This is a genomic window from Pseudomonas sp. GW456-L12 (assembly GCF_059424045.1).
This window is the reverse complement of sequence record NZ_JBWKZA010000029.1, coordinates 1-14,000: the sequence shown is the minus strand read 5'-3', so window position 1 is coordinate 14,000 and position 14,000 is coordinate 1. Positions and strand designations below refer to the sequence as shown.

At 64.0% G+C, this 14,000-nt stretch carries 15 protein-coding genes; 9 read left to right on the top strand and 6 right to left on the bottom strand.

The window, feature by feature from the left end:
• The first annotated feature begins 10 nt into the window (after positions 1–10).
• The 5 genes from tauB (at position 11) to AC07Y9_RS26130 (ending at position 3,501) form a co-directional block, all read left to right on the top strand.
• Positions 11–805: a taurine ABC transporter ATP-binding subunit gene (gene tauB, locus AC07Y9_RS26150; protein WP_053259265.1), complete on the top strand. Its 795-nt coding sequence runs from the start codon at positions 11–13 to the stop codon at positions 803–805.
• Positions 802–1,641 carry a taurine ABC transporter permease TauC gene (tauC, locus tag AC07Y9_RS26145; RefSeq protein ID WP_101336505.1) on the top strand — a complete coding sequence of 280 codons (840 nt, stop codon included), beginning with the start codon at positions 802–804 and terminating at the stop codon, positions 1,639–1,641. The genes tauB and tauC overlap by 4 nt, the downstream gene beginning before the upstream one ends.
• A 214-nt stretch (positions 1,642–1,855) precedes the next feature.
• Entirely contained in the window at positions 1,856–2,695 is an 840-nt protein-coding gene (gene tauD / locus AC07Y9_RS26140) for a taurine dioxygenase (protein ID WP_102679890.1), read from the top strand.
• A gap of 135 nt (positions 2,696–2,830) precedes the next feature.
• Positions 2,831–3,076: a FitA-like ribbon-helix-helix domain-containing protein gene (locus AC07Y9_RS26135; protein WP_053259263.1), complete on the top strand. Its 246-nt coding sequence runs from the start codon at positions 2,831–2,833 to the stop codon at positions 3,074–3,076.
• On the top strand, positions 3,073–3,501 hold the full coding sequence (locus AC07Y9_RS26130; RefSeq protein ID WP_007925281.1) for a type II toxin-antitoxin system VapC family toxin: 429 nt from the start codon (positions 3,073–3,075) through the stop codon (positions 3,499–3,501). The genes AC07Y9_RS26135 and AC07Y9_RS26130 overlap by 4 nt, the downstream gene beginning before the upstream one ends.
• Positions 3,502–3,626: 125 nt before the next feature.
• Here the strand turns inward: AC07Y9_RS26130 and mgrA are convergent, their stop codons facing one another.
• The 4 genes from mgrA to AC07Y9_RS26110 all read right to left on the bottom strand — a co-directional run bounded on the left by mgrA (position 3,627) and on the right by AC07Y9_RS26110 (position 6,877).
• Positions 3,627–4,664, bottom strand: a complete 1,038-nt coding sequence (gene mgrA, locus AC07Y9_RS26125) for an L-glyceraldehyde 3-phosphate reductase (RefSeq protein ID WP_053259262.1) — start codon at positions 4,662–4,664, stop codon at positions 3,627–3,629.
• A 584-nt stretch (positions 4,665–5,248) separates the two neighbouring features.
• The gene (locus tag AC07Y9_RS26120) at positions 5,249–5,650 is read right to left on the bottom strand and encodes a type II toxin-antitoxin system HicB family antitoxin (RefSeq protein WP_009041686.1); all 402 of its coding nucleotides are present in this window, start codon (positions 5,648–5,650) and stop codon (positions 5,249–5,251) included.
• Positions 5,651–5,679: 29 nt separating this feature from the next.
• Positions 5,680–5,862 carry a type II toxin-antitoxin system HicA family toxin gene (locus AC07Y9_RS26115; RefSeq protein ID WP_007925285.1) on the bottom strand — a complete coding sequence of 61 codons (183 nt, stop codon included), beginning with the start codon at positions 5,860–5,862 and terminating at the stop codon, positions 5,680–5,682.
• Between the two features lie 124 nt (positions 5,863–5,986).
• The gene (locus AC07Y9_RS26110; protein ID WP_102679891.1) at positions 5,987–6,877 is read right to left on the bottom strand and encodes a LysR family transcriptional regulator; all 891 of its coding nucleotides are present in this window, start codon (positions 6,875–6,877) and stop codon (positions 5,987–5,989) included.
• Between the two features lie 138 nt (positions 6,878–7,015).
• On the opposite strand from AC07Y9_RS26110, the gene AC07Y9_RS26105 reads away from it, so the two are divergent.
• The 3 genes from AC07Y9_RS26105 (at position 7,016) to AC07Y9_RS26095 (ending at position 9,269) form a co-directional block, all read left to right on the top strand.
• A complete protein-coding gene (locus AC07Y9_RS26105) occupies positions 7,016–7,756 on the top strand; it encodes an SDR family oxidoreductase (RefSeq protein ID WP_102679892.1) in 741 nt (246 codons plus the stop codon).
• Positions 7,757–7,875: 119 nt separating this feature from the next.
• Positions 7,876–8,772, top strand: coding sequence for an SDR family oxidoreductase (locus AC07Y9_RS26100; protein WP_102679893.1), 897 nt, complete (start codon positions 7,876–7,878; stop codon positions 8,770–8,772).
• A 239-nt stretch (positions 8,773–9,011) separates the two neighbouring features.
• Positions 9,012–9,269 carry a hypothetical protein gene (locus AC07Y9_RS26095; RefSeq protein WP_053259255.1) on the top strand — a complete coding sequence of 86 codons (258 nt, stop codon included), beginning with the start codon at positions 9,012–9,014 and terminating at the stop codon, positions 9,267–9,269.
• Positions 9,270–9,309: 40 nt separating this feature from the next.
• Here AC07Y9_RS26095 and betT read toward each other — a convergent pair whose 3' ends face one another.
• A complete protein-coding gene (gene betT / locus AC07Y9_RS26090; protein WP_173679779.1) occupies positions 9,310–11,274 on the bottom strand; it encodes a choline transporter BetT in 1,965 nt (654 codons plus the stop codon).
• A gap of 395 nt (positions 11,275–11,669) precedes the next feature.
• On the bottom strand, positions 11,670–12,596 hold the full coding sequence (gene epsC / locus AC07Y9_RS26085; protein ID WP_009041677.1) for a serine O-acetyltransferase EpsC: 927 nt from the start codon (positions 12,594–12,596) through the stop codon (positions 11,670–11,672).
• Positions 12,597–12,787: 191 nt separating this feature from the next.
• On the opposite strand from epsC, the gene AC07Y9_RS26080 reads away from it, so the two are divergent.
• Positions 12,788–13,783 (top strand): D-cysteine desulfhydrase, encoded by a 996-nt coding sequence (locus AC07Y9_RS26080; protein WP_102679895.1) that lies wholly within the window; start codon positions 12,788–12,790, stop codon positions 13,781–13,783.
• The last annotated feature ends 217 nt before the right edge of the window (positions 13,784–14,000 follow it).

Below are 14,000 nucleotides of genomic sequence, written 5' to 3'. Positions count from 1 at the left end.
GCGCGCCGTCATGGCTTTGCTACAACTGGAGCGCATCAGCGCACAGTACCCCGGCGCCGCCGAACCGGTGCTGGCGGATATTTCCCTGACGCTTGGGCCCCAGCAGCTGCTGGTCGCCCTCGGCCCTTCCGGCAGTGGCAAGACTTCGCTGTTGAACCTGATCGCCGGTTTCGTCGAACCCAGCGCCGGACGCATTACCCTGGACGGCGTGCCAGTCGCCGGCCCGAGCGCCGAACGCGGCGTGGTGTTCCAGGACGATGCCCTGCTGCCCTGGCAGGACGTGCTGGCCAATGTCGGCTTCGGCCTCGAACTGGCCGGCATTGCCCGCGACCCGCGCGAAGCCCGCGCCCGGGAAATGCTCGCGCTGGTGGACCTGGCCGGCTTCGACAAACGGCGCATCTGGCAGCTCTCCGGCGGACAACGCCAGCGTGTGGGCCTGGCCCGCGCCCTGGCCGCCGACCCACGGCTGCTGCTGATGGACGAGCCCTTCGGCGCCCTCGATGCCTTCACCCGCGAGCAGATGCAGGAGCTGTTGCTGCAAGTCTGGCAACGCACCGCCAAGCCGGTGTTCCTGATTACCCACGACATCGAGGAAGCGGTGTTCCTCGCCACCGACCTGATCCTGCTGGCCCCCAACCCGGGGCAAATCGTCGAGCGCTTGAGCCTGGACTTCGGCCGGCGTTACGCGGCCGGCGAATCGGCCCGGGCAATCAAGTCCGATCCACGCTTTATCGAAACCCGCGAACACGTGCTGGCCCGGGTGTTCTCCCAACGCAGTGCCGTCTTGCGGCAGGAGCGCGCATGAACAGCTACGACCTCCCAGCCACCACGACCAAAGCCGCTAACCCGCACACCGCGGTGCCCCTGCGCCGCAGCCTGAGCACTCGCTGGATCAGCGTGCTGACCCTGGTCGTGCTGCTCGCCCTGTGGTGGGCAGTGACGGCCAGCGGCCTGATCGAACCGCTGTTCCTGCCGCCGCCTTCCGCCGTGCTGCAAAAGGGCTGGCTGCTGGTGACCAGCGGCTATATGGATTCCACCCTGTGGCAGCACCTGGGCGCGAGCCTCGGACGCATCGGCCTGGCCCTGGGTTTTGCCGTGCTGACCGCAATTCCGGTGGGCATCGCCATCGGCCACAACCGTATCGCCCGTGGCGTGCTGGACCCGCTGATCGAGTTCTACCGGCCGATTCCACCCCTGGCCTACCTGCCGCTGATCGTCATCTGGTGCGGCATCGGCGAGCTGTCCAAGGTGCTGCTGATCTACCTGGCGATCTTCGCCCCGATCGCCATCGCCACCGCCACCGGCGTACGCACCGTCGACCCGACCCGGCTGCGCGCCGCGCAGTCCCTGGGCGCGACCCGGGCCCAGCTGATTCGCCATGTGATCCTGCCCAGCGCCCTGCCGGACATCCTCACCGGCGTGCGCATCGGCCTCGGGGTGGGCTGGTCGACCCTGGTCGCCGCCGAACTGATCGCCGCCACCAGCGGCCTGGGGTTCATGGTGCAATCCGCCGCGCAGTTCCTGGTCACCGATGTGGTGGTACTGGGGATCCTGGTCATCGCCCTGATCGCCTTCGCCATGGAAATGGGCCTGCGCGCCCTGCAGCGCAAGCTGGTGCCCTGGCACGGCCAGGCCCATTGAAACCCCGGTAACCCTGTAGCCGCTGCCGAGCCCCAGCGAGGCGCAACCCGCCTGACGCGTTGTATCTGGAATACCGCGGCGCCAGGTTTTGCGAGCGCTTTGCGCTCGATCGCAGCCTCGCCAAAGCTCGGCAGCGGCTACAGAGGTAGCGGGCAAGACTTCTTACAGACAGAACTGACCACGCCGGCAATTCGGCGCTCCATTCGAGAACGACATGAGCCTGACCATCACCCCTTTAAGCTCCGCCCTGGGCGCCCAGATCAGCGGCGTCGATATCAGCCAGCCACTGGCCGGCGAACAGCGCGACATCATCGAGCAGGCGCTGCTCCAGCATCAGGTGCTGTTCTTCCGCGACCAGCCGATCGACCCGCAGCAACAGGCGCGCTTCGCGGCGAACTTTGGCAACCTGCATATCCATCCGATCTACCCCAACGTGCCGGAACAGCCGCAAGTGCTGATCCTCGACACCGCGCAAACCGACGTACGCGACAACGCCGTCTGGCACACCGACGTGACCTTCCTGCCGACCCCGGCCCTGGGCGCGGTGCTCAGCGCCAAGCTGTTGCCGGCATACGGTGGCGATACCCTGTGGGCCAGCGGCATCGCGGCCTATGAGGCGCTCTCGGAGCCGATGAAAAACCTGCTGCAAGGCCTGACCGCGACTCACGAGTTCATCAAGTCCTTCCCCCTGGAACGCTTCGGCAATACCCCGCAGGACCTGGCGCGCTGGGAAGAAGCCAAGCGGAAAAACCCGCCGCTGTCGCACCCGGTGATCCGCACCCACCCGGTCAGCGGGCGCAAGTCGCTGTTCGTCAACGAAGGCTTCACCACCAGGATCAACGAGCTGTCGGACAGCGAAAGCGAAGTCATCCTGAAACTGCTGTTCGCCCACGCCACCCGCCCGGAATTCACCATCCGCTGGCGCTGGCAGATCAACGACGTGGCCTTCTGGGACAACCGCGTGACCCAGCACTACGCGGTCGACGACTACCGTCCGCAACGCCGCGTGATGCACCGCGCGACGATTCTCGGGGATATGCCGTTTTTCCGATAACCGATACTCGCCAGCTTGCCCATGACGCAGGACTGGCGGGGGATTGCGGCATCACCAAACGACAAGTGGTTGCCCATCCTCGATGACACATAGCTATGCTATCAATGATTGCATTGATTTCATTCGGAGGAACCCATGGCCAGCCTGACAATCCGAAACCTGGACGACCACATCAAAGAGCGCCTGCGCATCGAAGCCGCCCACAACGGCCACTCCATGGAAGAAGAGGCCCGCTTGATTTTGCGCCGCGCCCTGAACAGAACAGCCGACAGCCAAGGCCTGGCCAGTCGTATCCGGGCACGCTTTGCCGAGGCCGGCGGAGCGAAGCTTGAGCTGCCCGAACGTACCGAGCCGGCACGCGTGGTGGATCTGGGCGAATGATCGTGCTCGACACTAATGTGCTGTCGGAACTGATGCGTCCCCAACCGGACGCATCGGTATTGCTGTGGATCGAAGCGCAACCTGTCGAAGACCTCTACATCAGCGCCATGACCATGGCCGAGATTCTTCACGGCATCGCGCGCCTGCCCCACGGCAAGCGCAAACAGATGCTCCATGCGTCGGCCCTGGCGATGTTCGAGGAAGATTTCATCGACCGCATCGTGCCCTTCGGGACCCAGGCGGCTCTTTACTACGCTCATCTGATTTCGCACCGGGAAAGCCTGGGGCGTCCGATCAGCCTGGTGGATGCGCAAATCGCGGCCATATGCCGCGTCCACGACGCGGCGATCGCCACCCGTAACGCCAAGGATTTCAGCGATACAGGGTTGATCGTTATCAACCCCTGGCTGCCGCTCGAAATTTGAACCCGGCTCTGTAGGAGCGCAGCTTGCTCGCGATGGCGGCATGCCTGACACAACACACCGCCGCGATCGCCGGCAAGCCCGGCTCCTACAGAAGCCGCGACAGCCTTACAACATGACGGCAGGTTCTATTCCGCGGTTGAAGGTTTCTCCCACAGATTGATCCCGCCTTCGCGGGCAAAACGATCGATCTCTGCCAGCTCTTCGGCACTGAAGTTCAGGTTCTGCAATGCGCCGACGTTCTCGACGATCTGCTCCGGCCGGCTGGCGCCGATCAGGGCCGAGGTCACCCGCGGGTCGCGCAGAGTCCAGGCCAGGGCCAGTTGTGCCAGGCTCTGGCCACGACGCTGGGCGATTTCGTTGAGGGCGCGCACATGGGCGAGGTTGGCCTCGGACAGGTGCGAGGCTTGCAACGAACCACCGCCCGGGCGGTTGACCCGCGCATCCTCGGGAATGCCGTTGAGGTACTTGTCGGTCAGCAGGCCCTGGGCCAACGGCGTGAAGGCAATCACCCCGGCGCCGAGTTCTTCGGTGGTGTCCAAAAGGTCCTTTTCCACCCAGCGGTTGAGCAGGTTATAGGCCGGCTGGTGGATCAGCAGCGGCACTTTCCACTCCTTGAGCAAGGCTGCGATCTCGCGGGTCTTCACCCCCGAATAAGACGAGATACCGATGTACAGCGCCTTGCCCTGCTGCACCGCGGTGGCCAGGGCGCTGGCGGTTTCTTCCAACGGGGTGTCCGGGTCGAAGCGGTGAGAATAGAAGATATCCACATAGTCGAGGCCCAGACGCTGCAGGCTCTGGTCGAGGCTGGCCAGCACGTATTTGCGCGAGCCACCGCCCTGGCCATACGGACCGGGCCACATATCCCAACCGGCCTTGCTGGAGATGATCAGCTCGTCGCGATACCGCTTGAAGTCTTCACGCAACAAACGACCGAAATTGATCTCGGCGCTGCCATAGGGCGGGCCGTAGTTGTTGGCCAGGTCGAAGTGATTGATGCCCAGGTCGAAGGCGGTGCGCAGCAACGAACGCTGGGTGTCGATCGGCGTGCTGTCGCCGAAGTTGTGCCACAGGCCCAAGGACAGCGCCGGCAGCACCAGGCCGCTGCGTCCGACGCGGCGGTAGGGGATGGAGTCGTAGCGGTTTTCGGCAGCAAGGTAAGTCATCGAATCCTCTCTTGGTCCTGAACGCCCGGGTTTAAGCGAATGCACATGGGTGTGGGGCAGCGCCCTTGCAGCATATGAATCAGCCAAACGCCAGAAAGTTGCCCAGCATACGCCCAGGCGCGCTCGCGGCCACTGCAGGAGTGGCCAATGACAGAAACGATCTGACACCCGCTGGCGGAACGCTCGAACGTGGCATTGGCACCGCGCTATTGCCCAAATCGGATGTTCGAAAACAGGAAATAGATATTACTGTTGAAATATTTAATTACGTACCACGTACCACAGTACGAAATCGTAGCTGGAGGGGAAGCTCAGCCGATGAAAATCCCGGCTAAATGACGCCGTCGACCGGAAGCCGGATCAGCGGACAAAACCCTGGAAACACAGGGCCCTGGCGGTGCTGCACCGCCCGGAAAAACCAGGAATGGCGGCATCGAACAAAGCGCTGCACCCGTTGTTTATAGACGCTAAAACGCCACCCTGCCGGGCCGAAACGAAGGGTTCCAAAGCCTGGGTGGTAGAGGAAAATATCGAGGGACAGATGCCAGGCATGCCCCCATGGGAACCATGGGGGCGGGCAATGCCTAGGCGGAGAGTTCGCGTAAAGCGGCAGCCGCGAGGAAGCCCGAACGCGAGCGGTAGCGCTGGTCGCGCTTGACGGTCTGGTCGATGCGTTCCAGCAATTGCTCCGGCAGGGTGGCGTTGAAGCGCACCGCCTTGCCGAAGTAAGGCGTGATGTCGAACTCGATCATGCCCCACACGCCACCGGCGTAATCGGGGTTGTCGATATGCACGTCGACTTCATGCACCTGGGGCAGCGGTTCACCATCGGCGACCAGGCCTTCGTAATGCAGCGACAGGGCCTCTTTCACATTCTCGAAGGCTTCTGCTGCGGTATGGCCGGCGGAAAAACAGCCCGGCACATCGGGGACGATCACTCCATATCCGGAGTCGGCATCCTTGTGCAGCACGACCGGGAATTTCATCTCGTTGACCTCTTCGTTCAAGGCCGGCCTCATTTCAGGCCCGCCTGTTTCAAGATGCTGTGGATCGTGCCCTTGGGCAGATCCGCATCCGGGTGGGGAATAGTGACCCGCCCCGGCTTGTGCAGATGCTTGTATTGGTGATGACTGCCTTTGACCGCGATCAAATACCACCCGTCCTCCTCGATCATCCTGATCAGTTCCCGACTGCGCATTGCCGTGTCCTTTCGATACGTCCCGAAAAGCCACCGTCCACAGTCAAAGGCGAACAATACACACTATACACATCCAGACAATCAATACAGAAAGCAGCGATGACCGGCGCTGCCCTGGCCCTTTTCAGACCGCCCTGGCAAAAACCTCCGCCAGCCAGTCGACGAACACCCGCACCCGCGGCGACATGTGGCGGTTGTGTGGGTACAGCACGGAAACCGGCATGGGCGGCGGCGGGGTATCGGTGAGGATCTCCTGCACCAGCCCCTGGGAAATCTGCTGTGCCATGCGGTAGCGCGGGCACTGGATGATGCCCAGCCCGGCCACGGCCGAGGCAGCATAGATTTCCGCGCCGAACACCGACAGCGCGCCCTCGATGGCGACTTCCCGCAGTTCGCCATCGACCATGAATTCGAACGGAAACAGCTTGGCTGTGGTGCGTGAGACGTAGTTCACCGCACGATGCCGCGACAGCTCGTCGAGGCTCGATGGCTCGCCGTACTTGCGCAGGTAGGCCGGGCTGGCGCAGGTGATCTGCTGCAGGTTGGCCACGCGCCGGCCGATCAGCGACGAATCGCCCAGGGTGCCGGCGCGCAACACGCAGTCCACCCCTTCGGCGATCAGGTCGACAAAACGATCGGCCTCGCTGATGGACAGCTCGATCTCCGGATAGCGCGCCATGAATTCGGGCAGGGCCGGAATCACGAAGTACTTGGCCAGGGTGCCATGCAGGTCGACCCGCAAACGCCCCTTCGGCGCCACCGTGCGAAACGCCAGTTCGGCCTCTTCCAGCTCCGCCAGCAGCTGTACGCAGCGCTGGTAATAGGCCTCGCCGTCGAGAGTCGGGCGCACGCGGCGGGTGCTGCGTTCCAGCAGGCGGGTACCGAGCCAGGCCTCGAACTGGTTGAGGGTATGGGTCAGGGTGGCGCGCGGCAGGTTCAGGTCCTCGGCGGCCAGGGTGAAGCTGCTGCGCTCGTAGATCCGCACAAACACCTTCATCGCTTTGACTTGATCCACGACGGGCTCCGGGGCTCATTGATTGTTGGCGATTATTGAACAGTCAAGCCAACTCTGGCGCATTTATCACCCTGGGTAAACATGTGAATCTGCTTCCACACCACAGCCAATCACTCGTTACCCAGAAGGAAATTCGCCATGACTACCCAGACTTCGAAAGTTGCCATCGTGACCGGCGCCTCCCGCGGCATCGGCGCGGTGATCGCCCGGCAACTGGCCAGCGAAGGCTTCGCCGTCGCCATCAACTACGCCAACAGCGCCAGCGAAGCCTCGGCCCTGGTGGTGGAACTGCGCCAGGCCGGTCACCAGGCCATAGCGGTCAAGGCCGACGTGGCCAATGCCGATGACGTGCGCCGCCTGTTCGACGAGACCGAAACCCAACTGGGCAAGGTCGACGTGCTGATCAACAACGCCGGCATCCTCAAGGTCCTGCCGCTGGCGCAACACACGGACGAACTGTTCGACCAGAACTTCAACATCCACGCTCGCGGCACCTTCAACACCCTGCGTGAAGCCGCGACTCGCCTGAACGGCGGCGGGCGCATCGTCAATTTCTCCAGCAGCACCGTCGGCATGAACCTGCCGGGTTACGCGGTGTACATCGCCAGCAAAGCAGCGGTGGAGTCCCTGACCCAGGTGTTCGCCAAGGAAATGCGCGGTCGCAATATCACCGTCAATGCAGTGGCACCGGGCCCGGTGGCCACCGACTTGTTCCTGCACGGCAAGAGCGAAGAGCAGATCCAGGGTTTCGCCAAGATGGCCCCGCTGGAGCGCCTGGCTCAACCCGAAGATATTTCCCGCGTCGTGTCCTTCCTGATCAGCCCTGATTCGGCCTGGGTCAACGGGCAGGTCCTGCGCGCCAACGGCGGGCTTGTCTGAGCCACCTCACCCACGGTCGAAGGAACCCTGGGCACCTTCGCCGGCTGGCTGTCCCACGCCGTACAACAACGCCTGCCCCGGCGTGCCTGAAACCACCCTCACCTGAAGAGATCAATGCCATGCAATCCGTCATCCTGATTACCGGCGCCTCCAGTGGTTTTGGCGCCCTGACCGCCCGCGCCCTCGCCGACGCCGGCCATATCGTCTACGCCAGCATGCGTGAAACCCTGGGCCGCAATGCGCCTCAGGTGGCCGAGGTGCGGCGCTACGCCGACGAGCACCGGGTCGATTTGCGCAGCGTCGAACTGGACGTCGCCTCCAGCGCCTCGGTCGAGGCCGGTGTCGCCCGGATAGTCGCCGACTGCGGCCGGCTGGATGTGATCATCCACAACGCCGGGCACATGGCCTTCGGCCCCGCCGAAGCCTTCACCCCCGAACAGTTCGCCCAGCTCTACGACATCAACGTACTGAGCACCCAGCGGGTCAACCGCGCGGCCCTGCCGCAACTGCGCAAGCAGGGCCGGGGACTGGTGCTGTGGGTATCCTCCAGCAGCGCCCGCGGCGGCACCCCGCCCTACCTGGCGCCGTACTTCGCGGCCAAGGCGGCGATGGACTCCCTGGCGGTGTCCTATGCCGGGGAGCTGGCGCGCTGGGGCGTGGAGACCTCGATCATCGTGCCAGGCGCCTTCACCCAGGGCACCAACCACTTCGCGCACTCCGGCGCCCCGGCCGACCAGGCCCGCGCCGCCGAGTACAACCAGGGCCCCTATGCCGGCGTGCCGGAGCAGGCACTCAACGGCCTGGCCACCCTGGAGCCGGCTGACGCCGATGTCGCCGAGGTCGCGAAGGCCATCGTCGAGATCGTCGGCCTGCCCTTCGGCTCCCGGCCGTTGCGCCGGCATATCGACCCGTCCCAGGACGGTGCCGAGATCGTCAATGCCATGGCCGACCGGGTGCGCGCCGAGATGTTTCGCCGCATCGGCCTGGAAGACCTGCTCAAGCCCGCCGTTCGCTGAAACAACGGCACCGATGGCCCGGGCACTCCCCGGGCCATCGCTGCTTTCCACCGGCTTATTCGCGGAGACACTCATGCCCCCGACCACCGACTCGCCCGTTTCGTCCAACACCCTGCTGATCCCGGCCTTCACTTTTCGTGGAGCAGGACGCCACTCCCTGGACCACACTCTAGGTCGGGAGCCTTGAACCGCCATCGACCCTGGACTCACCCCTGAATTCCGCCCGCGAGGACTTCATCATGCACACCGCGATCATCACTTGCTTCGGCCTGATTCTCCTGGCGCTGATGCTGTTTATCGGCGAAAAGCTCGGCCTCGGTCGCCAGACCCTGGCCTACAGTTTCGTCGTACTCTGGCTGGCGCTGACGGTGATCAACGGCGCGGTGGGGATGGTCCACGCCGGCCAGCCCCTGAGCACGGAGCTGGCGGTCGGCAGTGTGGTGTTCGGCGTGCCGGTGGCGGCGCTGGTGTTGTTCACGGTATTGGGCCGGGCCTGAGGCCCGCGATGACGGTGGCACAAACGCCACCGCCCCGCGATCAACGCACCAGGTGCAGGAACTGCATATGGCGTTCGTACTGGTCGAGGATGTCGTTGATGATCTGCTCCTTGGTGTAGCCCATCAGGTCATAGTCCTGGCTACCCTCGGCCAGGTGCACCTCGGCCCGGTAGTAACGCCGGTTGCGCATCTCCTTGGGCCCCATGCCGCCACGGGCGAAGGACGGGGTGAAGTAGCCGCGCATCTGCACCTGATAAACGAACGGATGCTGGTCGCCATGGCCGATTTCCAGGCTGACGTTGTCGTTGGCCGGGTCCGGCTGGGTGATCACGTTCAGGCCTTTCTCGACGAACACCGCGGTCACTTCTTCGATAGCCGGGCGCACCGTCTGATCGAGGAAGCGATAGACCTCGTCGCGCGACGGGAAATGTACCGCCTGGCTCAGGCGCTGGCGCCAGCCGCCCTTGCCGCGCCGCGAAGACGACGACACCGGCGCCAGCGAATGCAACTGGGCGATCTGCTTCTGCGACTCGAGGTAGAAGGCCTTGTGCAGCCCCCACATCATCAGCAGCAGGATCATCGAGAACGGCAGCGAGGTCAGCACCACCGCCGACTTCAGCGAGTCGATGCTGCCGGCGAACAGCAGCGCGCTGGTGACCAGCGCGGTCATCGCGCCCCAGAACACCCGCAGCCATTTCGGCCCGTCTTCATCGGCATTGCCGCCCTTGGCCGACAGGGTCGAGAGCACCACGGTGCCGGAGTCGGCCGAGGTGACGAAGAACACGAAGCTGATGAACACCGTCACGGCGATGACAGTCTTGCTCCAGGGGTAGGTTTCCAGCAGCAGGTAGAGGGTCATCGAGGGGTTCTCGATGGCCGACATGCCCAGCGCGCTCATGCCGTGGTTGAGCACCTGGTCGATGGCACTGTTACCGAAGATCGACATCCAGGCCAGGGTGAAGCCCAGGGGAATCAGCAGCACGCCGAACACGAACTCACGAATGGTCCGGCCACGGGAAATCCGCGCGATGAACAGGCCCACGAACGGCGACCATGCGATCCACCAGGCCCAGTAGAAGACGGTCCAGCCGCCCAGCCAGTCGCTGGGTTCGTTATAGGCGTAGAGGTCGAAACTCTTGGTCGGCAAGGCGCCGAGGTAATCGCCGAGGTTCTGGATCAGGGTGTTGAGCAGGTGCTGGGTGGGGCCGGCGAACAACACGAACAGCAGCAGCGCACAGGCCAGCAGCATGTTGATGTCGGACATCACCCGCACGCCCTTGTCGACACCGGACACCGCGACAATGATCGCCGCACCCATCATCAGGGTGATCAGGCCCACCTGGACCCACTGGGTGTGGGCGATGCCGAACAGGTAATCCAGGCCGGAGTTGAGGTGCAGCACGCCAAAGCCCATGTCGGCGCCGAGGCCGAACACCGTGGCGATGATGCCGAAGCCATCCACCGCGTAGCCGATGGGGCCATTGATGCGCTTGCCGATCAGCGGGTACAGCGCCGAACGCAGGGCCAGCGGCAGGTTATGCCGGTAGGCGAAATACGCCAGGGCCATGCCGACGAAGGCGAACACGCCCCAGCCATGCAGGCCCCAGTGCAGGAAGAGAATCTGCATGGCCTGGCGCGCCGCATCCGCGGTCCCGGCCTCGCCCTGGGGCGGTTGCAGCATGTGGGTCAGGGGTTCCGACACGCAGAAGAAGAACAGCGTGATGCTGATCCCGGCGGCGAACAGCATGCCAGCCCAGGACAGGTAACTGAATTCCGGTTCGTCGTGGTCGGCACCGAGCTTGATCTTGCCGTAGCCGGACAAGGCGGTGACCACCACGAAGATCAGGTACAGGGTCATGGCCAGCATGTAGTACCAACCGACCGTATTGGCCGCCCAGTTTTGCGCGGCCAGCAGCCAGGCGCCGGCCTGTTCCGGCAGGGCAATGACCACCAGGCCGAAGGCCAGGATAAAGCTCGCGGCGAAGTAGAACACCGGCGGATTCATGCGGATCAGGCCGCTGGCGGGAATGGACGATGCACTCATGAAACGTGCACCTCGAGGGGGTAAAACGCGGCTGAAAAGATCGGACTCAGCAAAGGTAAGCCTCCTGTTGTGAGCGGGCAGCGAGCTGCCGGTTTAACTTGAACAAGCGTTCAAGTTAAACACGGATAGGCGCGCAAGGACTAATCGCCGGGCTCGGCGGTCGCCTGATTTCGCAGGTTTTAGGAAAGGTCTGATGTGTCGCGGAGGGAATCGTTCAGCGTTAAATTATGCCGATCTCTGTAGCCGCCGCCGAAGGCTGCGCCAAGGCCCGCAGGCCTGCAAAAGACCCAAGAGCGGCGCCCCTCTCGGGGCGATCGCAGCCTGCGGCAGCGGCTACATAATGCAAGCACCCCGGCTTATTTTTGCGACCCATCGTCATGCTGCAGGTTGGCCTGGGTCAGGTTGCACCCGGCCGGCACGCTGCGGGTCAGCCAGACATTGCCGCCGATGGTCGAGCCCTTGCCGATGGTGATGCGCCCGAGGATGGTCGCGCCGGCGTAGATCACCACGTCGTCCTCGACGATCGGGTGGCGCGGATGGCCCTTCTGCAACTGGCCGTCCTCGTCCGCCGGGAAGCGCTTGGCACCTAGGGTCACGGCCTGGTAGATGCGTACACGCTCGCCGATGATCGCGGTCTCGCCGATCACCACACCGGTGCCGTGGTCGATGAAGAAGCTGCGGCCGATCTGCGCCCCCGGGTGAATGTCGATGCCGGTGGCCGAGTGGGCGATTTCTGCGCTGATCCGCGCCAGCAGCGGCAGGCCGGCGCGGTACAGATGGTGGGCCAGGCGATGGTGGATCACCGCCAGGATGCCCGGGTAGCACAGCAGCACTTCATCGACGCTGCGCGCCGCCGGGTCGCCGTGGTAGGCGGCCAGCACATCGGTATCGAGCAACACCCGCAGCCCCGGCAGGGCCAGGGCGAAATCCTGGATGATGCGGATGGCCCTGGCGTTGACGTCTTCGTCCGCCTCGCCGCTCTGGCGCGCGGCATAACGCAGTTCCAGGCGGGTCTGGGCGAGCAGTGCATTGAGGGCCGCGTCCAGGGTGTGGCCGACGTAGAAATCCTCGCTTTCCTCGCGCAGGTCCACCGGGCCCAGGCGCATCGGGAACAAGGCCCCACACAGCGCCTCGAGAATCTCGGCCATGGCCGCGCGCGACGGCAGTTCCCGACCACCCTGCTCACCACTGACCCGCCCGTTGCGGGTACGCCACTGGTCGCGGGCATCACGCAGTTGACCGACTATGGTCTGCAATTGCCAATGGCTGGAACGCTCGCTCACGATAAGACTCCTCACTCAGGCGGCCGGACGGTCTGGCCGCGTAAACGACGTCACTTTACGGTATGCGTCCCAGGCCAAATTAAGAACTAATTGTGCTGGCCTAAGTACCTTTTGGCATAAGCGATTGACGGTTGCCCCGGTAAATATCGCTGCCTATAGTCCCTGACACCTCTGACAACCTGTGCGGCCTCATGATCAAACGACAGCTCGACCGTTTTAACCGTCTCGACCTGCTGGGCGGCGCCACCGCCCTGGAAAAACTCGAACGCCTGTCCACCTGGCTGGGCCGCGATATCTACGTCAAGCGCGACGACACCACGCCGCTGGCCATGGGCGGCAACAAGCTGCGCAAACTCGAATACCTGGCCGCCGATGCGCTGGCCCAGGGCGCGGACACCCTGATCACCGCGGGCGCCATCCAGTCCAACCACGTACGCCAGACCGCGGCCCTGGCCGCCAAGCTCGGCCTCGGTTGCGTCGCCCTGCTGGAAAACCCCATCGGCACCGACGACGGCAATTACCTGGGCAACGGCAACCGCCTGCTGCTCGACCTGTTCGACGCCAAGGTCGAGCTGGTGGAGAACCTGGACAACGCCGACGAGCAGTTGCAGGCCCTGGCCGAGCGCCTGCGCAGCAGCGGCAAGCAGCCATACCTGGTGCCGATTGGCGGCTCCAACGCCCTCGGCGCACTGGGTTACGTGCGCGCCGGCCTGGAGCTGGCGGAGCAGATCAACAACAGCGGGCTCGACTTCGCCGCCGTGGTGCTGGCCTCGGGCAGCGCCGGCACCCACAGCGGCCTGGCCCTGGCCTTGAGCGAAGTGTTGCCGCAGTTGCCGGTGATCGGCGTCACCGTGTCGCGCACCGACGAAGCGCAACGGCCGAAGGTCCAGGGCCTGGCCGAGCGCACCGCCGAATTGCTCGGGGTGACGTTGCCGGAGAGCTTCAAGGTGGAGTTGTGGGACGAGTATTTCGCCCCGCGTTATGGCGAACCGAACGCCGGCACCCTGGCCGCGGTGAAACTGCTGGCGAGCCAGGAAGGCCTGCTGCTGGACCCGGTCTACACCGGCAAGGCCATGGCCGGCCTGCTCGACGGCATCGGCCGCCAGCGTTTCGACGACGGCCCGATCATCTTCCTGCACACCGGCGGCGCGCCGGCGCTGTTCGCTTATGCCGGCTCGTTTGCCTGAATACTGACCTGTAGCCGCTGCCGCAGGCTGCGCTCGGCGGCGCAGCCGTCGTAAAACCTGCATATGCGGCGTATCGGAAGAGACACGTTCGCCGGGTTTGCGCCTGCTACGTCGGAATGCCGCCCAAAACGATCGCAGCCTACGGCAGCGGCTACAGGGATGTATATTTATAAAAAGAATAACAATGTGAATTTATATTATTTTTACATCTATAAGC